At 55.3% G+C, this 19,001-nt stretch carries 19 protein-coding genes and 1 other annotated feature; of the genes, 9 read left to right on the plus strand and 10 right to left on the minus strand.

What is annotated here, in order from left to right:
- Nucleotides 1–75 precede the first annotated feature (75 nt).
- The 5 genes from recR to ABTW00_RS17530 form a co-directional block, all read right to left on the minus strand.
- On the minus strand, nt 76–681 hold the full coding sequence (recR, locus tag ABTW00_RS17510) for a recombination mediator RecR (protein WP_064548015.1): 606 nt from the start codon (nt 679–681) through the stop codon (nt 76–78).
- Nucleotides 681–1,010, minus strand: coding sequence for a YbaB/EbfC family nucleoid-associated protein (locus ABTW00_RS17515; RefSeq protein ID WP_064548013.1), 330 nt, complete (start codon nt 1,008–1,010; stop codon nt 681–683). The genes recR and ABTW00_RS17515 overlap by 1 nt, the downstream gene beginning before the upstream one ends.
- Before the next feature lie 57 nt (nt 1,011–1,067).
- Nucleotides 1,068–3,002 (minus strand): DNA polymerase III subunit gamma/tau, encoded by a 1,935-nt coding sequence (gene dnaX, locus ABTW00_RS17520; RefSeq protein WP_433636547.1) that lies wholly within the window; start codon nt 3,000–3,002, stop codon nt 1,068–1,070.
- Nucleotides 1,674–1,738: a sequence feature (DnaX frameshifting element), on the minus strand. It overlaps the preceding gene by 65 nt.
- A gap of 92 nt (nt 3,003–3,094) precedes the next feature.
- Nucleotides 3,095–3,646, minus strand: coding sequence for an adenine phosphoribosyltransferase (gene apt / locus ABTW00_RS17525; protein WP_052283817.1), 552 nt, complete (start codon nt 3,644–3,646; stop codon nt 3,095–3,097).
- Between the two features lie 149 nt (nt 3,647–3,795).
- Nucleotides 3,796–4,173, minus strand: a complete 378-nt coding sequence (locus ABTW00_RS17530) for a DUF454 family protein (RefSeq protein WP_433636549.1) — start codon at nt 4,171–4,173, stop codon at nt 3,796–3,798.
- A gap of 67 nt (nt 4,174–4,240) precedes the next feature.
- Between ABTW00_RS17530 and priC the strand changes: the two genes are divergently transcribed.
- Both priC and rsmS read left to right on the plus strand, forming a co-directional pair.
- Entirely contained in the window at nt 4,241–4,768 is a 528-nt protein-coding gene (gene priC / locus ABTW00_RS17535) for a primosomal replication protein N'' (RefSeq protein ID WP_065356843.1), read from the plus strand.
- 10 nt (nt 4,769–4,778) lie between these two features.
- A complete protein-coding gene (gene rsmS / locus ABTW00_RS17540; protein WP_433636551.1) occupies nt 4,779–4,940 on the plus strand; it encodes a pleiotropic regulatory protein RsmS in 162 nt (53 codons plus the stop codon).
- A 97-nt stretch (nt 4,941–5,037) separates the two neighbouring features.
- On the opposite strand, the gene mscK is transcribed toward rsmS, so the two are convergent.
- Complete coding sequence (gene mscK / locus ABTW00_RS17545; RefSeq protein WP_433636553.1) at nt 5,038–8,388, minus strand: mechanosensitive channel MscK; 3,351 nt, start codon at nt 8,386–8,388, stop codon at nt 5,038–5,040.
- 126 nt (nt 8,389–8,514) lie between these two features.
- Nucleotides 8,515–9,159, minus strand: coding sequence for a multidrug efflux transporter transcriptional repressor AcrR (gene acrR, locus ABTW00_RS17550; RefSeq protein WP_064548003.1), 645 nt, complete (start codon nt 9,157–9,159; stop codon nt 8,515–8,517).
- A 142-nt stretch (nt 9,160–9,301) separates the two neighbouring features.
- Here acrR and acrA point away from each other — a divergent pair, with 142 nt between their 5' ends.
- From acrA to ABTW00_RS17580, 6 genes are all read left to right on the plus strand, one after another.
- Nucleotides 9,302–10,498 carry a multidrug efflux RND transporter periplasmic adaptor subunit AcrA gene (gene acrA / locus ABTW00_RS17555; RefSeq protein WP_064548001.1) on the plus strand — a complete coding sequence of 399 codons (1,197 nt, stop codon included), beginning with the start codon at nt 9,302–9,304 and terminating at the stop codon, nt 10,496–10,498.
- 22 nt (nt 10,499–10,520) lie between these two features.
- Nucleotides 10,521–13,667 (plus strand): multidrug efflux RND transporter permease subunit AcrB, encoded by a 3,147-nt coding sequence (gene acrB, locus ABTW00_RS17560; protein WP_065356845.1) that lies wholly within the window; start codon nt 10,521–10,523, stop codon nt 13,665–13,667.
- 534 nt (nt 13,668–14,201) lie between these two features.
- Entirely contained in the window at nt 14,202–14,576 is a 375-nt protein-coding gene (gene tomB, locus ABTW00_RS17565; RefSeq protein WP_064547997.1) for an Hha toxicity modulator TomB, read from the plus strand.
- A 25-nt stretch (nt 14,577–14,601) separates the two neighbouring features.
- Nucleotides 14,602–14,820 carry an HHA domain-containing protein gene (locus ABTW00_RS17570; protein WP_064547995.1) on the plus strand — a complete coding sequence of 73 codons (219 nt, stop codon included), beginning with the start codon at nt 14,602–14,604 and terminating at the stop codon, nt 14,818–14,820.
- A 132-nt stretch (nt 14,821–14,952) separates the two neighbouring features.
- A complete protein-coding gene (maa, locus tag ABTW00_RS17575; RefSeq protein WP_433636558.1) occupies nt 14,953–15,507 on the plus strand; it encodes a maltose O-acetyltransferase in 555 nt (184 codons plus the stop codon).
- A gap of 106 nt (nt 15,508–15,613) precedes the next feature.
- Entirely contained in the window at nt 15,614–16,084 is a 471-nt protein-coding gene (locus ABTW00_RS17580) for a YlaC family protein (RefSeq protein ID WP_064547990.1), read from the plus strand.
- Here ABTW00_RS17580 and ABTW00_RS17585 read toward each other — a convergent pair.
- The gene (locus ABTW00_RS17585) at nt 16,053–17,504 is read right to left on the minus strand and encodes a PLP-dependent aminotransferase family protein (RefSeq protein WP_433636561.1); all 1,452 of its coding nucleotides are present in this window, start codon (nt 17,502–17,504) and stop codon (nt 16,053–16,055) included. The genes ABTW00_RS17580 and ABTW00_RS17585 overlap by 32 nt on opposite strands.
- A gap of 103 nt (nt 17,505–17,607) precedes the next feature.
- Between ABTW00_RS17585 and ABTW00_RS17590 the strand changes: the two genes are divergently transcribed.
- Nucleotides 17,608–18,306, plus strand: coding sequence for a GNAT family N-acetyltransferase (locus tag ABTW00_RS17590; protein ID WP_433636563.1), 699 nt, complete (start codon nt 17,608–17,610; stop codon nt 18,304–18,306).
- Here the strand turns inward: ABTW00_RS17590 and ykgO are convergent.
- Entirely contained in the window at nt 18,303–18,443 is a 141-nt protein-coding gene (ykgO, locus tag ABTW00_RS17595; RefSeq protein WP_003859006.1) for a type B 50S ribosomal protein L36, read from the minus strand. The two genes, ABTW00_RS17590 and ykgO, sit on opposite strands and share 4 nt — an antisense overlap.
- Nucleotides 18,443–18,706 (minus strand): type B 50S ribosomal protein L31, encoded by a 264-nt coding sequence (locus ABTW00_RS17600; protein WP_433636565.1) that lies wholly within the window; start codon nt 18,704–18,706, stop codon nt 18,443–18,445. Before ABTW00_RS17600 ends, ykgO begins: the two co-directional genes overlap by 1 nt.
- Between the last annotated feature and the right edge of the window lie 295 nt (nt 18,707–19,001).

The raw sequence follows: 19,001 nt of genomic DNA on the forward strand, positions 1-19,001 counted from the left end.
AAAAAGCGATGAGAGGAAAATGGGGATGGGTGGTGAGGATTTCAAGCGAGAGCAGTAAATCCTGCTCTCGTTTGATTAAAAACGAATCTTATGACGCCCGGCCAGCGAGTGCGACAGCGTGGTGCCGTCAACCATCTCCAGCTCACCGCCTACCGGCACGCCATGGGCGATGCGGCTGGCTTCGACGCCATATTGCGCGCACAGCTCAGCGATATAGTTGGCCGTTGCTTCCCCTTCCACCGTCGGGTTGGTGGCGAGGATAATCTCCGTGAGCTGCTCTGTTTCCAGACGCTGCTCAAGGCGGTCAAGACCAATATCATCCGGGCCGATGCCGTCCAGCGGCGACAGATGCCCCATCAGCACGAAGTAGCGGCCGGAGAACTGCCCGGTCTGCTCAATGGCGTAGATGTCCGCCGGACTCTCCACCACGCAGATCTGGCCGTTTTCCTGACGACGCGGGTTCGCACAAATGTTGCACACCTCCTGCTCGGTGAAGGTGCGGCAATCGGCGCAGTGGCCGATTTCCGACATCGCGCGGGTTAACGCCTGCGCCAGACGCATCCCGCCGCTGCGGTCACGCTGCAGCAGGGTAAACGCCATGCGCTGCGCCGACTTCGGGCCAACGCCCGGCAGGCAGCGCAGTGCTTCCATCAGCTGAGTTAACAGCGGACTGGTTTGCATCAGAACGGCATCTTGAAGCCTGGCGGCAGCTGCATACCGGAGGATACAGAGGCCATTTTCTCTTTCTGGGTTTCGTCAATACGGCGCGCCGCATCGTTGAACGCCGCAGCGACCAGGTCTTCCAGCATCTCTTTGTCGTCTTCCAGCAGGCTTGGGTCGATTTCAACGCGACGGCAGTTGTGCGCGCCGTTGATGGTCACTTTGACCAGACCTGCGCCAGATTCGCCGGTGACTTCCAGCTGGGCGATTTCTTCCTGCATTTTCTGCATTTTGTCTTGCATCTGCTGGGCCTGTTTCATCAGGTTACCCAGACCGCCTTTACCAAACATAGGCTTCTCTCTCAGTAGGTCACGTTAAAGAATAACGACCGTAAGCAGCGCTTGCGGTCAAATGGGGCGAATACTCTCTTCATCCAGGTCCGCGTCGAAGAATCGGCGCAGGGTCTGAATGTTATTATCCGCGATGATCGACTCGCGCGCCTGCGCGAGTTTCTCTTCATAGATGGCCTGTCGCCACTCCAGCGGCGTACGCACCGCCGGATTATCATCTTCCACGATGGTCAATTCAACAGGCGCGCCGTATAAACTGCTCATCGCCTCAGCCAGCTTCTGCTTCGCGCCGGGCGAGTTAAGATGCCGCTGCGTCGGGCGCAGATGCAGGCACACCGTACTGCCGTCTTGCTCTTTCCACGCGTTCAGCGCCACCTGCTCGACCAGCTTCGGCAGCGCCATCTGGCTGACTTCCGCCGCCCACGGATCGCGCTCTAACGATTCCGCCGCCAGCTTCGCCGACAGTTCCGGCGTTTTTTCATGTTCCAGCGCTTTCTTCAGCGCTTTTGGCGTGGCGACTTCTTCTTTTTTGATTTCTTCAACCGGCGTGGTCGCTTTCCAGCGATAAGCCTCTTTTTTCGCCGCCGGTGGGGTCAACGCGGACGGCGCCGGGCGCGCCTGAACGCGTTCAGACACCGAAGCCAGTCTTTCCAGCGCAGCGTTATTCACCGGCCGCGCGCGGGAAGCGGCTGCCGGTTCACTCTTTTTTGGGGTGGTTGCTCCCTGACTGCTCTGCTGCAACTGACGTCGCGCGGCCAGCACCTGATTGGTGGAGTCTGGCAGCGGCGCGGCCGCAGGCGGCGGCGTCATCGGTGCGGCAGAAGGCATGAGCGCGGGCTGTTGCGTCACCGGGGCATAGGCAGGCGCAAACGTCTGCTGCGGCCTTTCCGGCTCCGGCAGCGGCGCATTCGGATGAAATGCCAATGCACGCAGCAGCGTCATTTCAATGCCCATGCGGCGGTCCGGCGCGAACGGCAGCTCTTTGCGGCCAATCAGCAGCGTTTGATAGTACAGCTGCACGTCGGTGGGCGGCACGGTACGCGCAAGGTTGCGCATCCGCTGTTCAATCGCCGCCATATCGCTGCCCAGCGCCGCAGGCGACAGCTGAACCATGGCAATCCGGTGCAGCAGACTCTGCATTTCAACCAGCAGCGCCTCCCAGTCGACACCGCGCAGAGCGGCATCGTTAACCAGTTCCATCGTCCGCTCGCCATTCGCGGCCACCAGCGCTTCAATCAGCGACAGCGCCTGATCGTCATCCAGCGTGCCAAGCATGTCGCTGACGGAGACGGTCGTCAGTTGGCCTTCGCCGCTGGCGATCGCCTGATCGGTGAGGCTTAACGCATCGCGCAGGCTGCCGTCCGCCGCACGCGCCAGCAACTGCAGGGCGCGAGGCTCGTGAACGATATGCTCTTCGTCGAGGATATGCTCAAGCTGATGGCGAATCTGCTCAACGTCCAGCGCCTTGAGGTGGAACTGAAGGCAGCGCGACAGAATCGTCACCGGCAGTTTTTGCGGATCGGTGGTGGCTAACAGGAATTTGACGTGCGCAGGCGGCTCTTCCAGCGTCTTCAACAAGGCGTTGAAGCTGTGGCGGGAGAGCATGTGCACTTCGTCGATCAGATAGACCTTAAAGCGCCCGCGCGCGGGCGCGTACTGGACGTTATCCAGCAGGTCGCGAGTGTCTTCGACTTTGGTTCGCGAGGCGGCGTCGATCTCAATTAAATCAACGAAACGCCCCTGCTCAATTTCACGGCAGTTATCGCACACGCCGCACGGGGTGGCGGTAATGCCGGTTTCGCAGTTCAGCCCCTTCGCCAGTAAGCGGGCGATAGAGGTTTTCCCGACGCCACGGGTGCCGGAAAAGAGATATGCGTGATGAATGCGCCCTAACGATAAGCCGTTCGCCAGTGCGGTCAGCACATGTTCCTGGCCGACGACGTCAGCAAAGGTTTGTGGGCGCCATTTTCGGGCTAAGACCTGATAACTCATTGGCAGGCTCTGAAACGCTGGAAGGTGGATTCACGAAGGGATAATGCTACCACAGCCCCGCCGGGCAGGCGAGGCTATGTATCGGGAAATGCTTAGTGCCCCGGGAAATTCACCAGGCTGTAGCTGGTGATGCCCTGTTTTTCCAGGCGCTGTTCGCCGCCCAGATCGAACAGGTTGATGATGAAGGCCGCATCGTGCACTTCGCCACCCAGACGACGGATCAGTTTCACCGTCGCTTCAATGGTCCCGCCGGTTGCCAGCAGATCGTCGACCACCAGCACTTTGTCGCCCGGTTTAATCGCGTCAACGTGGATTTCCAGCTGATCGGTGCCGTACTCCAGTTCGTAGCTTTCGGCGATGGTTTCGCGCGGCAGCTTGCGCGGTTTACGCACCGGGACAAAACCTACGCCCATGGCCAGCGCGACCGGCGCGCCAAACAGGAAACCACGCGCTTCGGTACCCACGACTTTGGTGATACCGGCGTCTTTGTACTTCTCGACCAGCAGTTCAATGCTGAGCGCGTAGGCTTTCGGGTCTTCCAGTAAGCTGGTGACATCGCGGAAAAGAATGCCAGGTTTCGGATAATCCTGGATGCTCTGGATGCTGTTCTTCAGATATTCAAGCTGCTGTGCAGTTGCGGTCATAGGTTTGTGCCTGATTGAAACAGTGTTACTCAAGGCGAGCAAAATGGGCTAAAAGTTACATTTGATTAACTTTTAACCAGGCGCGCCTGTGCTCGAAAACGCCAGAATTTACTGGCAAGCTGGCAGAATTGCAACACCATTAATGCGGTTCACGGCTTTTGTTGCTCTGCATCAACGACGGGAATTCGCCATAAAAAAATCAACAATCCGCAGAGGATGACCAGCAGCAAGAGTCGGACCCACAACAGATTAACCAGCCACAGCGAAACGCCAAAGGTCAACAAAATCACCGCGATGGCGCGCGGCTTCGCGCCCGGCGGCATGGCTTTATACCGCTGCCAGTGGCGCAGATAGCCGCCAAACCAGGAGCGATAAAGCAGCCAGTCATGAAAACGCGGCGACGAGCGGGCAAAGCACCAGGCGGCTAACAGAATAAACGGCGTGGTCGGCAGCAGTGGCAAAACCACGCCGAAGGTGCCAAGGGCTACCGCCAACCAGCCAATAATGATTAGAATAGTACGCTGCATAATGCGAATAGTTATCAAATGAGCCTGCTACTGTAGCATAGCCGATAACAAGAATACGGAGAATCCGGTGAAAACGGCCCTGCTTTTACAAACGCTGGAACAACAGCTTGCGCGTCTGCAGGCGCGTATCGCGCCGCTTTCCGCCCACACCACGCTGAGCGCCCGCTTTGACCGTCAGCTGTTCCAGACGCGCAGCACGCAAATGCAGGCCTATCTTGATGAGGCGAACGCCCATTTTCAGGAGCTAAAGCACGCCGTCGAGCAGCAACAGCTGCCGCAGGTTGCCTGGCTTGCTGAACGCCTGGCGGCGCAGATTGAAGCCATCAATCGGGAAAGCGAAGCCTGGTCGCTGCGCGTGTGGGACAGCGCCTCGCCGGGATTACGTCGTTGGCAGCGTAAGCGGCTGGAAACACAGGAGTTTGAGCGTCGACTTCTGGAGATGAAGCAGCAGCGCCAGCAGCAGTATCAGCAGGCCACTACGCTTGACGAACAGCAGCGTCTGGCGCGCGAAATCACCGCCTTTGATGGCCGCCTTACCCGCTGCCGTCAGGCGCTGGAAGAAATAGAACGAGTGCTGGCGCGCATCACGCGCTAAAGGAGAAAGTATGTCGCTGGAAAACGCGCCCGATGACATCAAGCTGGCGGTCGATTTAATAGAGCTGCTGGAGAGCAACCAAATCGCCCCAGAAATTGTGCTAAGCGCGCTGGAGATGGTGCGCAAAGATTACCTCAACAAGCTGAAAAGCCGCGCGGATGAGGCGCCATAGCGCCAAGGGTACGATCTGTAGGCCGGATAAGGCAACGCCGCCATCCGGCAATATACGGCGGCGTGCCTGATGGCGCTGCGCTTATCCAGCCTACGGATTAATCGGCAATCATATCCTTGCCGTCATTTTTACTGTCGCGCTTCACTTCCGTCACTTCATCGCCCTTCTCATTATGCAGATGCACTTCCAGCTGGTTAAAGGCGATGTTGATATCGTTTTCGCGGCACAGACGGTCGATGGTGCGGTTCAGTTCATCGACGGTGTAGCTACGATCGCGCAGTTCACGCACATACAGACGCAGTTCGTGATCCAGCGTGCTGGCGCCAAAAGCGGTAAAGAAGACCGACGGCTCCGGATCGTGCATCACCTTCGGATGCTCCATCGCCGCTTTCAGCAGCACTTCTTTAACTTTGGTCAGATCCGATCCATAAGCCACGCCAAGACGGATCACCACGCGGGTGATGGTATCGCTGAGCGACCAGTTGATCAGGCGTTCGGTAACGAATGCCTTGTTCGGAATGATCACCTCTTTACGATCGAAATCGGTAATGGTCGTCGCGCGGATGCGGATCTTGCTGACCGTCCCCGAGAAGGTACCGATGGTTACCGTATCGCCAATGCGAACCGGACGCTCAAACAGAATAATCAGACCGGAGACGAAGTTACCGAAAATCTCCTGTAAGCCAAAACCAAGACCCACCGACAGCGCGGCGGCCAGCCACTGCAGTTTATCCCACGACACGCCCAGCGAACCGAACACGGTCATCGCACCAACGGCGATAATGACGTAGTTCAGAATCGTGGTGATGGCGTAGGAGGCCCCCTGACGCATGTTCAGCCGCGAGAGTACCAGCACTTCCAGCAGACCCGGCAAGTTGCGGATCAGCGCCCAGGCCACCATCGAGGCGATAATAGCGAACAGCAGGCTGCCCATAGTGACGCTTTTCACCACACTGGCCCCGGCTTCGGTGCCGTTGTAGTGCCACAGAGTGATGCTGTCCAGGTAGCTAAAGACGGTAATTAAGTCTGACCAAATGGCCCAGAACATGACGCCAAACAGCGCCACCATCACCAGCATGGTAATACGCAGCGTCTGCTGGTTGATCTGCTCCAGCGCGATGGCCGGTTCTTCCTGCGGCTCGGCGCCTTCGGCCCCCTCTTTCACCATATTCTGCCGACGCGCGACCGCACGACGGTACGCGATACGACGGGCCGCGACGCTCAGGCCGCGAAGCACGGTCTGATAGAGCAGGTTCCAGAAGATCACCAGATAAACGGTTTCAATCCAGCGGCCGGAGAGGCGCAGCGTGGTGTAGAAATAACCGGTGGCGGTCAGCACCATCAGGCCGACCGGCACCAGCGCCAGCACGGTCATGGTGATCAGACGCAGGCTGTGTGATTCTTTATCGCGCCAGCTTTCGCGGCACATCGGCCACATCAGCGTCGCAATCACCAGCAGGTTAAGGAAAATCACGAACTGCCCCAATACGTCGTCCATCAGGTTCAGCGGCGAAAGCTCGGACACCACCGACCAGAAGTGCAGCGGCAGCAGCGCCAGGCTGATGCGCACAATCTGCCGACGCCAGTGGCTGGTCAGCTGTTCCGGCATATTGAAGTGGCGGACGGCAACGCCGTTTTTCTCCAGCACCTTCCAGCACAGGCCAAACACCAGCCAGAAAATCGCCAGCTTTTTACTGAACGCCCACAGCAGCGCGCTGATATTGAGTTGCATGGTGAGCAGAATCAGGCCAATCGCCAGAATGATCAGCACCACCGGCAGCGCGCGGATGAGATCGATAAGGATAGCCTTCGGCGTATGCAGCTGGCTGTCATTACGCAGATTACCCACCTGATCGCCGAGCTTGTCCTGATAGCTGCGCAGCCACTGTAGTCGCCAGCGAATTAGCCCGGCAATCAGCAACAGCGGAAGCCCGGCAAGGAAGGCGACAAACACGGCGGGCCACGCTTTCTCCCAGTTCACGGTGATTTTCATCGACTTAAACTGGTCTTTCAGGGCTTCCGGGAAGGATTTAATCCAGTCCCAGTCCATTGGCTTGTTGCTGTTTACCCAGAAGATTTGCTGAGTGAGGATGGATTTCAGGCTTTTCGATACGCTCATCAGCTGCTGCTGGTTGATTTGCAGATTGATGGCCATCATCAGCTGGCTGCCCAGCTGCTTGTTGATCAGATCGAGCATTTCGCGGCGCGCATCGACAATTTGCAGCAGCGCGTCGTGCACTTCGCTATCCACTTCGCTGCTATGCCCTTCCTCCAGCCTGGCGACGAATTCATCGCTCTGGAACAGGGCATCACGCTGCTGGTTTATCTCAAACTGCTCAAGGCGCAGATCGGCGATACGGGTGGTCATATCCTCCAGCTCATCTGCCGACGGCAGCGTCTGCTGCTGCTGATAAAGAATGCGCGACAGCAGCAGGCTCCCTTTCAGGACGGCGATCTGCTCTTTCACGTTACGTTCAGATTGCAGCGCGCGATCGAGCCAGGTTTTCACTTTAATGTTCTGCTGCACCAGATGGTTACCGCTTTCAGTGGCGGTAATCAGCTTCTGACTCAGCTGATGGTTAATCTCAAGCTCTTGCTTCACCAGTGGATTACCCTGAATACGGGCGGTCTCTTCCGGCGAGGCGTTTTCAGCGGCGGTTTTTTCCGTCAACGTCAGGCGCTTGCTGTTCACCGCTTCCTGCAGCAGCTGGAGCTGGTGTTCCAGACGCGTGCTGTATGCGGTCACGTAGTCGCGCTGTTTTTGCAGGGTATCCTGCAGGGAAGTGTTGCTGGCAAGGCTTTTACGCTGTAGCTCAATCTCGGCGTCGAGCAGGGTTTTCTGCACCTGCAACATCGTTTGCTGAGTGGGGCGCAGCCCATCACCCACGGTGCTCGCGTTGAGGCTATTGCGCACCTGGAGAAGCTGCTGTGATGCCGAATTCATGGCGTTTTGCACGCGCTCTGGCTGGGTTTGTAGCGAAACCAGCTGACTGTTGTAAGTCGCGAGATCGTTTTGCGCATTTTGCAGATCGTCAACCGCCTGCGAGACGCGGGCTTCCAACTGGCGCAGCGACAACGTACTCAGCGTTTTACGGGTTTCATCATCATTATCAACGTCGCTCAGCGCATTGAGATTATCGGTGGCCTGACGCAATTTCAGCGGCGCCTGATCCACCTGCTTTTGCAAGGCGGCGGTTTCCGCCTTCACGTTGTCGATTTTATCAAGCAGCTGCAGCGTTTCCGTTAAATCCTGCTGAACCAGCTTTTCCTGCGGCGTCAGGTCTTTTTTATTATTCAGCGACGAAAGCTGATCCTGAACATCGGTGCGGTCGGGAATATCATAGCCGCTGAGCGAGCGCGCCTGCGCCGTCGCTACCGAGAAAAGAAAGCAGACAGCAATAATGAAGAATGCGGAAATCGTGGCCCGGGGGCGGATATTATGCAGCATAATTTTAACATGAGTGGTTGCTAAAGCCGGTGAAAAACCGGGGATAAATGCCCGCGCAGAATAGCACTTCTGGCAACACGCGAAAAGCCGCAGAATCCAGGATTATTCCTGGTAATTGAGGAAGGTTTAGGCCGACGTCTCGCCGCGTAGCGTCGGGCAAAATTGATACATCTCAAGCAGGATCGCGACATAAGCCTGCGCCTCTGCCCGTAGGTCAAACGAGGTTGGAGCAAACAGCCAGTTTTCCATCAGCCCGGAAATATAGCTGCGGGTAAGAATGGCCGCCCGGCGACTGAGCAAATTCGCCGGTAATACCCTGGCGGCAACACAGTCGTTTAACGTCTGTTCAATGCGATCGTAACTTTCTAAACATAAATTACGCTGTGCCTGTTGCACTACGGCCATTTCACCGACAAACTCACATTTGTGAAAAATGATTTCCATCATCAGCCGTCGGCGCTCTTCGATAACGGTGGCTTCGAGAATGTAAACCAGGATTTCCCTCAATACTGAGAGTGGATCCCCCGGGAATTTTGCCCGATACTCAATCTCGAGATCGCTGATGCTGGACTCTGATAACGCCCAGATTTCGTTAAACAGATCCGACTTATCCTTAAAGTGCCAGTAGATTGCCCCACGCGTCACCCCAGCCGCTTTTGCAATCTCGGCGAGTGAAGTAGATGATACCCCCTGCTGTGAGAACAACCGTAGGGCAACATCCAGTATGTGCTGACGCGTAGCTTGCGCTTGTTCTTTGGTTTTTCGTGCCATAGGTCGGTGAAATTGCAGGGGTTAGATTTACATACATTTATGAATGTATGTACCATAGTATGACGATAATACAAACGCAGCAATGGGTTTGTGGACGCTTGTTCCATTGATCAATTTGAAATCGGACACTCGAGGTTTACATATGAACAAAAACAGAGGGTTAACGCCTCTGGCGGTCGTTCTGATGCTCTCAGGCAGCTTAGCGCTAACAGGATGTGACGACAAACCAGCTCAGCAAGGAGCACAACATATGCCAGAAGTTGGCGTTGTGACGCTCAAATCTGAACCTCTTGTAATCACGACAGAATTACCGGGTCGCACCAGCGCCTTCCGTATCGCGGAAGTTCGTCCGCAGGTCAGTGGTATTATTCTGAAGCGCAACTTTATCGAAGGTGGCGAAATCACAGCGGGCGAGTCGCTGTATCAGATTGATCCGGCAACTTACCAGGCGTCTTATGAAAGTGCGAAAGGTGATTTAGCGAAGGCCGAAGCGGCAGCCAATATCGCCAAACTGACGGTGAACCGTTACTCCAAACTGTTGGGGACGCAGTACATCAGCCGTCAGGACTACGACAGCGCCGTCGCTGATGCTCAGCAGGCAAATGCTGCCGTGCTGGCGGCAAAAGCCGCCGTGGAAACCGCGCGTATCAACCTGGCCTATACCAAAGTCACCTCCCCTATCAGCGGACGCATTGGTAAGTCTTCGGTCACCGAAGGCGCGCTGGTACAAAATGGGCAAACTACCGCGCTGGCGACCGTTCAGCAGTTGGACCCTATCTATGTTGACGTCACGCAGTCCAGCAACGACTTCCTGCGCCTGAAGCAGGAGCTGGCGGATGGCAAACTGAAACAAGAAAACGGCAAAGCGAAAGTGGATCTGGTGACCAACGACGGCATCAAATATCCGCAGAGCGGCACCTTAGAGTTCTCTGACGTGACCGTTGACCAGACGACCGGTTCTATCACGCTGCGCGCGATTTTCCCGAACCCAGATCATACGCTGCTGCCGGGCATGTTCGTGCGTGCGCGTCTGGAAGAAGGTACCAACCCGACTGCGCTGCTGGTGCCTCAGCAGGGTGTCACCCGTACGCCTCGTGGCGACGCGAGCGCGCTGGTTATCGGTGAAGGCGATAAAGTTGAAACCCGCCAGATTGTTGCGACCCAGGCCATTGGCGATAAATGGCTGGTGACCGAAGGTCTGAAAGATGGCGATCGCGTCATCATCAGCGGTCTGCAAAAAGTGAAACCTGGCGTGCAGGTAAAAGCCCAGGAAGTCACTTCTGACGATAAACAGCAAGCCGCAGCGGGCGCTGCTCAGTCAGAACAATCCAAGTCTTAACTTAAACAGGAGCCGTTAAGACATGCCTAATTTCTTTATCGATCGCCCTATATTTGCGTGGGTGATCGCCATCATTATCATGCTGGCTGGGGGGCTATCGATCCTCAAATTGCCGGTTGCGCAATATCCGACGATTGCGCCGCCTGCAATTTCGATCACGGCCATGTACCCCGGTGCTGACGCCGAAACGGTGCAGAACACAGTTACTCAGGTTATCGAACAGAATATGAACGGTATCGATCACCTGATGTACATGTCCTCCAACGGCGACTCCACCGGTACCGCAACCATCACGCTGACCTTCGAATCCGGTACCGATCCGGACATCGCCCAGGTTCAGGTACAGAACAAGCTCGCACTGGCAACGCCGCTTCTGCCGCAGGAAGTTCAGCAGCAGGGTATCAGCGTTGAGAAAGCGTCCAGCAGCTTCCTGATGGTCGTCGGTGTTATCAACACCAACGGCACCATGAACCAGGACGATATTTCTGACTACGTGGCAGCGAACATGAAAGACGCCATCAGCCGTACCAGCGGCGTGGGCGACGTTCAGCTGTTCGGTTCTCAGTACGCGATGCGTATCTGGATGGACCCGAACAAACTGAACAACTTCCAGTTAACGCCCGTTGATGTCATCAGTGCCCTGAAAGCGCAGAACGCCCAGGTTGCGGCAGGTCAGTTAGGTGGTACGCCGCCTGTACCAGGCCAGCAGCTGAACGCCTCTATCGTGGCGCAGACCCGTCTGACGAATACCGAAGAGTTTGGCAACATTCTGCTGAAGGTCAATCAGGACGGTTCGCAGGTTCGCCTGCGCGACGTCGCGAAAATTGAGCTCGGCGGTGAAAGCTATGACGTCGTGGCGAAGTTTAATGGACAGCCGGCTTCCGGTCTGGGTATTAAACTGGCGACCGGTGCTAACGCCCTGGACACCGCGAATGCCATTCGCGCTGAACTGGTGAAAATGGAGCCGTTCTTCCCGTCAGGCCTGAAAATCGTTTACCCGTACGACACCACCCCGTTCGTTAAGATCTCAATTCACGAAGTAGTGAAAACGCTGGTCGAAGCGATCATCCTGGTGTTCCTGGTCATGTATCTGTTCCTGCAGAACTTCCGCGCGACGTTGATCCCAACCATCGCCGTACCGGTCGTCCTGCTCGGGACCTTTGCGGTGCTTGCCGCGTTCGGCTTCTCGATAAACACCCTGACGATGTTCGGGATGGTGCTCGCCATCGGGCTATTGGTGGATGACGCCATCGTGGTGGTCGAGAACGTTGAGCGTGTAATGGCCGAAGAGGGTCTACCGCCGAAAGAAGCGACGCGTAAGTCCATGGGCCAGATTCAGGGCGCACTGGTCGGTATCGCCATGGTGCTGTCTGCGGTATTTATCCCGATGGCCTTCTTCGGCGGTTCTACCGGTGCTATCTATCGCCAGTTCTCTATCACTATCGTTTCGGCGATGGCGCTGTCGGTACTGGTGGCGTTGATTCTGACGCCGGCCCTGTGTGCCACTATGCTGAAACCTATCCAGAAGGGCAGCCACGGCGCAACCACCGGTTTCTTCGGCTGGTTTAACCGGATGTTCGAGAAGAGCACGCACCACTACACCGATAGCGTAGGCAACATTCTGCGCAGCACCGGTCGTTACCTGCTGCTGTATCTGATCATCGTTGTCGGCATGGCGTTCCTGTTTGTACGTCTGCCAAGCTCGTTCCTGCCGGACGAAGACCAGGGCGTATTCCTGAGCATGGCGCAGCTGCCTGCCGGTGCAACCCAGGAGCGTACGCAGAAAGTGCTGGATGAGATGACCGATTACTATCTCACCAAAGAGAAAAACAACGTTGAATCCGTCTTCGCCGTAAACGGCTTCGGCTTCGCGGGTCGTGGCCAGAACACCGGTATCGCATTCGTGTCGCTGAAAGACTGGAGTCAACGTCCGGGCGCGGAGAACAAGGTTGAAGCGATTACCGGTCGTGCGATGGGCTACTTCTCGCAGATTAAAGACGCGATGGTGTTCGCCTTTAACCTGCCAGCTATCGTAGAACTGGGTACCGCAACCGGCTTCGACTTCCAGCTGATTGACCAGGCGGGTCTGGGACACGAAAAACTGACCCAGGCGCGTAACCAGCTGTTCGGGATGATTGCCCAGCACCCAGACGTGCTGACCGGCGTACGTCCTAACGGCCTGGAAGATACGCCGCAGTTCAAGATCGATATCGATCAGGAAAAAGCCCAGGCGCTGGGTGTATCCATCAGCGACATCAATACCACTCTCGGCACGGCCTGGGGCGGTAGCTACGTCAACGACTTCATCGACCGCGGTCGTGTGAAGAAGGTGTACCTGATGTCCGAAGCGAAATACCGTATGCTGCCTGAAGATATCGGCAAATGGTACGTTCGCGGTAGCGATGGTCAGATGGTGCCGTTCTCGGCCTTCTCTACCTCTCGCTGGGAATACGGTTCACCGCGTCTGGAACGTTACAACGGCCTGCCATCCATGGAAATCCTGGGTCAGGCGGCTGAAGGTAAGAGTACCGGTGAGGCCATGAACCTGATGGAAGAACTGGCGGGTAAACTGCCGGCGGGTATCGGCTACGACTGGACGGGTATGTCCTACCAGGAACGTTTGTCCGGTAACCAGGCCCCTGCCCTGTACGCGATTTCGCTGATCGTCGTCTTCCTTTGTCTGGCAGCGCTGTATGAGAGCTGGTCAATTCCGTTCTCGGTTATGCTGGTGGTTCCGCTGGGGGTTGTCGGTGCGCTGCTGGCGGCGACGCTGCGCGGTTTGACCAACGACGTTTACTTCCAGGTGGGCCTGTTGACCACCATCGGTCTATCGGCGAAAAACGCCATCTTGATCGTTGAGTTCGCCAAAGACCTGATGGACAAAGAAGGTAAAGGTCTCATTGAGGCGACGCTGGAAGCGGTTCGTATGCGTCTGCGTCCAATCCTGATGACCTCGCTGGCCTTTATCCTCGGCGTTATGCCGCTGGTTATCAGCTCCGGCGCTGGCTCCGGTGCGCAGAACGCCGTTGGTACCGGCGTAATGGGCGGGATGGTCACGGCGACCGTACTGGCTATCTTCTTCGTACCGGTGTTCTTCGTGGTCGTGCGTCGTCGTTTCAGTCGTAAAAACGAAGACATTGAGCACAGCCATAAGGTTGAGCATCACTAAAACTGTCTCATTGAAAGGGCCGCGCAAGCGGCCCTTTTTTTATCTCGCCGCAAACCACCTTAAAACGTCTACTTTTTAATCATTCATTAATAAATGAGAATCTTTGCATACCCGTAATAATAAAAATAAGATGGATTGATAAATTTAAGAATTTGAGATTTATCTTTAATTTATTTCGAATAATCCGGAAAGTGCGTATTCGTTAAGAACAAAATTAGGAACATTCCTATCCGCAATGAACGCACTCCCCTCTCCCACGGCGGTCTAAGATTATGAATCGACATATCGCTCAACGTCTTCCGGAACAGAAACAAGGCGTTAGCTTCTTATGCTCAGTCATATGGGTGAGAAGGGAAAAAATTTAACCTGCTGAGATTTAATTGTAATTTTTCGTAATAGCTCGGTGAAATCTTTTGCGGAGTAGATTATAGTTACAGCAGATCAGGAACAGGTGCACGTTTCAGGTTGCCAGCAGTACCATCCCACACCGGTATTTGTTATTCGTTGTTTGCACTACGACAAGGGGGATGCGTTATGGACGAATACTCACCAAAAAGACATGATATCGCACAGCTTAAGTTTCTTTGTGAAACCCTGTATCATGATTGTCTTGCCACGCTCGAAGAGAGTAACCATGGCTGGGTGAATGACCCTACCTCGGCGGTTAACCTGCAGCTTAATGAGCTGATAGAACATATTGCAACGTTCGCGCTTAATTATAAAATTAAGTACGACGACGATAATAAACTGATTGCACAGATTGATGAATATCTGGATGATACTTTCATGTTATTCAGCAACTACGGCATTAATAGCGTCGACCTGCAAAAATGGCGGAAGTCAGGGAACAAACTCTTCCGTTGTTTTGTCAATGCTAGCCGCGCTAACCCTGTTAGCCTGTCTTGTTAAAATTATTACAATCAATGGGTGAATTATGTCTGATAAACCACTAACTAAAACCGATTATTTGATGCGCCTACGCCGCTGTCAGTCTATTGACACACTGGAACGCGTTATTGAAAAAAATAAATATGAACTGTCTGATAACGAACTGGCGGTATTTTACTCAGCGGCAGACCATCGTCTGGCGGAATTGACGATGAATAAATTGTACGACAAAATCCCCTCGACCGTGTGGAAGTACATCCGTTAATTTTCTTTTTTCATCTGTGACTTCTCTCTTTCATCCAGTGATTGTGTGAATAGCATCACATCGATGAACAGGGAACGTTCCCAAGGCGATATTCACCTTTTAAGGTGATGTCTCAACCAGAGGGAGACGCCCATGAGTGATGAAAAACGTAAAATGATTGCCGGCGAGCATTATCGCCCGTCCGATGACACGTTAACAACGGACAGGATCCGCGCAAGGCAGCTGGTTCACCGGTATAACCATACGGCCCCGGATGAAAAAAACGAACGCGCTGCACTACTCCGTGAACTGCTCGGCAAAGGCGACGATGCTTATATCGAGCCAACGTTCCGCTGCGACTATGGCTACAATATCTTTCTTGGCGCCAACTTCTACGCTAACTTCGACTGCGTCATGCTCGACGTCTGCCCGATTCATATCGGCGATAACTGCATGCTGGCACCGGGTGTACATATTTACACCGCGACTCATCCTCTCAACGCCATTGAACGCAATAGCGGCATCGAGTTCGGCAAACCGGTGACAATTGGCCACAATGTGTGGATTGGTGGACGCGCGGTGATTAACCCCGGCGTGACGATTGGCGATAACGCGGTGATTGCTTCCGGCGCCGTTGTGGTAAAAGACGTTCCGGCCAATGCCGTTGTGGGCGGCAACCCGGCCCGCATCATCAAAATGTTAGCCTGATAACCGCTACGGACTGTTATGCTTTTTTGCAACCAATCTGTTACTTTCTGCATGGGTTAACGCAACATACAATAGGCTATTCCGCCTTACGTTGCCGAGCAAAAAGATGTCCGAGATCCAGCGATTACTCACGCAAACTATTGATGAACTCAACGCCCGCGAAAAGCGCGACAACCGGCCGCGCTTTAGTATCAGTTTTATTCGCAATCACCCCGGCCTGTTCATCGCCATGTACCTCGCCTTCTTTGCCACCCTGGTCGTGATGATGCGCTCCGAAACGCTTGCCGACTCGGTCTGGCTGCTATGGCTGCTGTTTGCGCTACTGAACGGCTTCTTCTTCTTCGATGTCTATCCGCGTTACCGATACGAAGATATCGATGTGCTGGATTTCCGCGTGTGCTACAACGGTGAATGGTACAATACCCGCTTCGTACCGCCGGAGTTGATTGACAATATTCTGCACTCCAACCGTGTGGACGGTCAGTACAAAACGCAGCTGCAAAAAATGGTCACCACCAAGGGCGACCTGTCGTTCTACGACGTATTTACTCTTGCCCGCGCCGAAGCGGCGCAATAAGCCGCTGTAACGTCCGTATTGCCGGTGCAAACTGTGAGGCGGACGTATTACCATAGCCCAGCACTAGCCCCGTACGGGCATGCTGGCGATCGAGATAAAAGGTGCTGAGCGCGCTGGGCGTCATCTGATGCGCGCGTGCCTGGCGCACCAGCGACACGTCATCAATGCCGTCAATGGCGACTGTCATATGTAACCCGCCCTCACCCGCCATTAATTCGTGCGGTACGCTTAATTCTTCTCCCAGCGCCGCGCGCAGCTGTGCCTGACGCTTGCGGTACAGCCGGCGCATCGCCGCCAGATGTCGGGCATAGTGCCCTTCCTCAATGAAGCTCGCCAGCGCACGCTGCTCCGCCCGATGCCCACCGCGCAGCAGCGCACGAATAGCGGGCTGCGCAGTCTCCACCAGCATCGGCGGTAGGACCATAAAACCAATACGCAGCGACGGGAACAGCGTCTTGCTGAAGGTGCCGAGGTAAACTACCGGCGCGTTGTCGTCCATACCGCGCATCGCCGGAATCGGCTCGCCGCTGAAGCGAAATTCGCTATCGTAATCATCTTCAATAATCCAGCAGCCATGCTGGCGTGCATACTCCAGTAGCGCCAGCCGCCGCGCCGCGCTAAGCACGCTACCGGTCGGGTACTGGTGTGAAGGCGAGGTAAAAATCAGCGTTGGTGGCGGCATATTGGCGGCAATCCGCATTCCCTCGTTATCTACCGCCACACCCTCCAGCAGAAGCCCCGCCGCCAGAAACGCGCTTTTCGCGCCGAAGTAGCCAGGTTCCTCTACCCACGCTCTCTGTCCCGGTTCACTCAGCAGATGCGTGCAAAGATTGACACCTTCCAGCGCGCCTTCGGTGATGACAATCTGCCGCGCATCGCAGTCGATACCACGCGATAACGCCAGATGCCGGGCAATCGCCACCCGCAGCGGCCATTCTCCCGCTGCATCGCCGTAGCCAAGCAGGCTGCTGCCCTGTTCACGCAAAACGCGATCCAGCAGTCGACGCCACAGCGGCAAAGGGAAATAGTTAATAGCCGGCGTGCCGGGGGTAAACAGAAGCGGCGGCGTATCGCGAGGTTGTACCTGCGGCAACTCAAGCAGGCGTTCCGGCAATTCCACCGATAAAAAGTCGGCGCTGCCCGCCGTCTGCGGCAACGAGGCCACCCGAGAGCCGCGACGGTCGCGGCGAAGATAGCCTTCCATCGCCAATTGCTCCAACGCGGCGTTGACCGTATTGCGGGAAATATTCAGCCGCTGGGCCAACGTACGCGAACCGGGAAGCCAGCTCTGCGCCTGAAGCTGTCCGCACAGAATGGCGTCTCTGAGCGCCGCGTACAGGCTGCGTTGCAGCGTTTCTGCGCCACGCGCCGCAAGCGCATCACTCAATAGAGTAAAAAAGGGATCGTCGGGAATATTCATGGCAGCTCCTTGTGGCACCATCAAAAGATACCCTGGTGGCACTTTTTATGGAACCAGCAAACCCCTACGCTCGACGTATTGTTTATTTCCCTAAGGAGAGGTTATGAGTCAGCTTAATCAATTTGGTCAGTTAATTGGCGATGCCCTGCCGGACTGGCAGCCGCGGCCGTATCCGCAGCGCGTGGTGCTGGAAGGTCAGTATTGCCGTCTGGAACCGTTAAGTCTGCAACATGCTGATGCGCTCTTTGCCGCCCATCAGCAGGCGGCGGATACCCGCAACTGGACGTGGCTGCTGCGTGAGCCGGAAAGCTCGGTGGAAGAATATCGCCAGTGGGTCGCCAGCGTGGAATCCCTTCAGGATCCGCTGCATTTTGCGGTAATAGATACCCGCACCCAACGGCCAGTGGGCTCGCTGGCACTGATGCGTATCGACCCGAATCACGGGGTGATGGAAGTGGGACATGTGCATTTTTCGCCCCTGCTCAGCCGAACCCCTGCCTCAACAGAAGCACAGTGGTTACTGATGCGCTATGCCTTTGATACGCTCGGCTATCGTCGTTATGAGTGGAAATGCAACAGCTTTAATGAACCCTCTCGTCGTGCGGCATTACGTTTAGGTTTTCAGTTTGAAGGGCATTTTCGTCAGGCGCTGGTGATTAAAGGCCACAACCGTGATACCGACTGGTTTTCCATTATCGACGGCGAATGGCCGGCGCTGAATCACGCCTTCCAGGCCTGGCTTGCCGCCGACAACTTTACCGCCGACGGCAAGCAGCGTCAGTCCCTGGAGTCTCTTCGTTAGCGGCGTTTTTTGCGCCCCTGCACGGCTTTAAAACGGGGGTTGGATTTGCAGATCACGTAAAGACGACCTTTGCGTTTCACTATCTGACAATCCGGGTGGCGCTGTTTAGCGCTACGCAGCGAGTTAAGTACCTGCATCAGGAACCTCTTTTCACATCAACAAAACGGCCAAAACGCTGGGTAAAGCGCGCGACGCTGCCTTCGGCGGAAACGCTGCGCTGCTTCCCGGTGTAGTACGGGTGCGATTTTGATGAAACATCAATCGTGACATAAGGATATGTCACACCTTCCAGATCAATTTCCCGGTCCGTTTTGATGGTGGAGCCGACTTTAAAGTACTCGTTAGCGCTGGTGTCGTGAAAGACCACGGTGCGGTAATGGGGATGGATGTTCGCTTTCATCTGAGCCTCAATCAATATGTTATAACATAACAATTAAAATACGCCGTCAGAAAAACAATTGCAACCCTGCCGTTTTCAGGGAAATGCTTCGAGTTCATCGCCCTACTGCCGCGCGCCTTAGCGATTTTTCGCAAAAGCTCAGACCCTCCCGCGGTTCTAAATTAGAAAATAACGTTATTGGTCGCGTTCACCGCCATCAGGCAGTCTGTCTCCATTAACCCAAAGGAGATATCCCATGCAGCGCTGTTGTTGTCATCCCGCATTCGCACCACCTGAATACCACGGCATTCATCTG

It is taken from the genome of Kluyvera georgiana, from assembly GCF_050990895.1.
GTDB lineage: Bacteria > Pseudomonadota > Gammaproteobacteria > Enterobacterales > Enterobacteriaceae > Kluyvera > Kluyvera georgiana.

Bases quoted from the DNA above. Each gene is read 5' to 3' on its own strand.
- apt (WP_052283817.1), bottom strand. From the start codon at position 3,646: ATGACCGCAACTGCACAGCAGCTTGAATATCTGAAGAACAGCATCCAG.
- acrA (WP_064548001.1), top strand. From the start codon at position 9,302: ATGAACAAAAACAGAGGGTTAACGCCTCTGGCGGTCGTTCTGATGCTC.
- acrR (WP_064548003.1), bottom strand. From the start codon at position 9,159: ATGGCACGAAAAACCAAAGAACAAGCGCAAGCTACGCGTCAGCACATA.
- rsmS (WP_433636551.1), top strand. From the start codon at position 4,779: ATGTCGCTGGAAAACGCGCCCGATGACATCAAGCTGGCGGTCGATTTA.
- acrB (WP_065356845.1), top strand. From the start codon at position 10,521: ATGCCTAATTTCTTTATCGATCGCCCTATATTTGCGTGGGTGATCGCC.
- ABTW00_RS17570 (WP_064547995.1), top strand. From the start codon at position 14,602: ATGTCTGATAAACCACTAACTAAAACCGATTATTTGATGCGCCTACGC.
- tomB (WP_064547997.1), top strand. From the start codon at position 14,202: ATGGACGAATACTCACCAAAAAGACATGATATCGCACAGCTTAAGTTT.
- mscK (WP_433636553.1), bottom strand. From the start codon at position 8,388: ATGCTGCATAATATCCGCCCCCGGGCCACGATTTCCGCATTCTTCATT.
- ABTW00_RS17580 (WP_064547990.1), top strand. From the start codon at position 15,614: ATGTCCGAGATCCAGCGATTACTCACGCAAACTATTGATGAACTCAAC.
- dnaX (WP_433636547.1), bottom strand. From the start codon at position 3,002: ATGAGTTATCAGGTCTTAGCCCGAAAATGGCGCCCACAAACCTTTGCT.
- ykgO (WP_003859006.1), bottom strand. From the start codon at position 18,443: ATGCAGGTACTTAACTCGCTGCGTAGCGCTAAACAGCGCCACCCGGAT.
- recR (WP_064548015.1), bottom strand. From the start codon at position 681: ATGCAAACCAGTCCGCTGTTAACTCAGCTGATGGAAGCACTGCGCTGC.
- ABTW00_RS17600 (WP_433636565.1), bottom strand. From the start codon at position 18,706: ATGAAAGCGAACATCCATCCCCATTACCGCACCGTGGTCTTTCACGAC.
- ABTW00_RS17590 (WP_433636563.1), top strand. From the start codon at position 17,608: ATGAGTCAGCTTAATCAATTTGGTCAGTTAATTGGCGATGCCCTGCCG.
- ABTW00_RS17530 (WP_433636549.1), bottom strand. From the start codon at position 4,173: ATGCAGCGTACTATTCTAATCATTATTGGCTGGTTGGCGGTAGCCCTT.
- maa (WP_433636558.1), top strand. From the start codon at position 14,953: ATGAGTGATGAAAAACGTAAAATGATTGCCGGCGAGCATTATCGCCCG.
- ABTW00_RS17585 (WP_433636561.1), bottom strand. From the start codon at position 17,504: ATGAATATTCCCGACGATCCCTTTTTTACTCTATTGAGTGATGCGCTT.
- ABTW00_RS17515 (WP_064548013.1), bottom strand. From the start codon at position 1,010: ATGTTTGGTAAAGGCGGTCTGGGTAACCTGATGAAACAGGCCCAGCAG.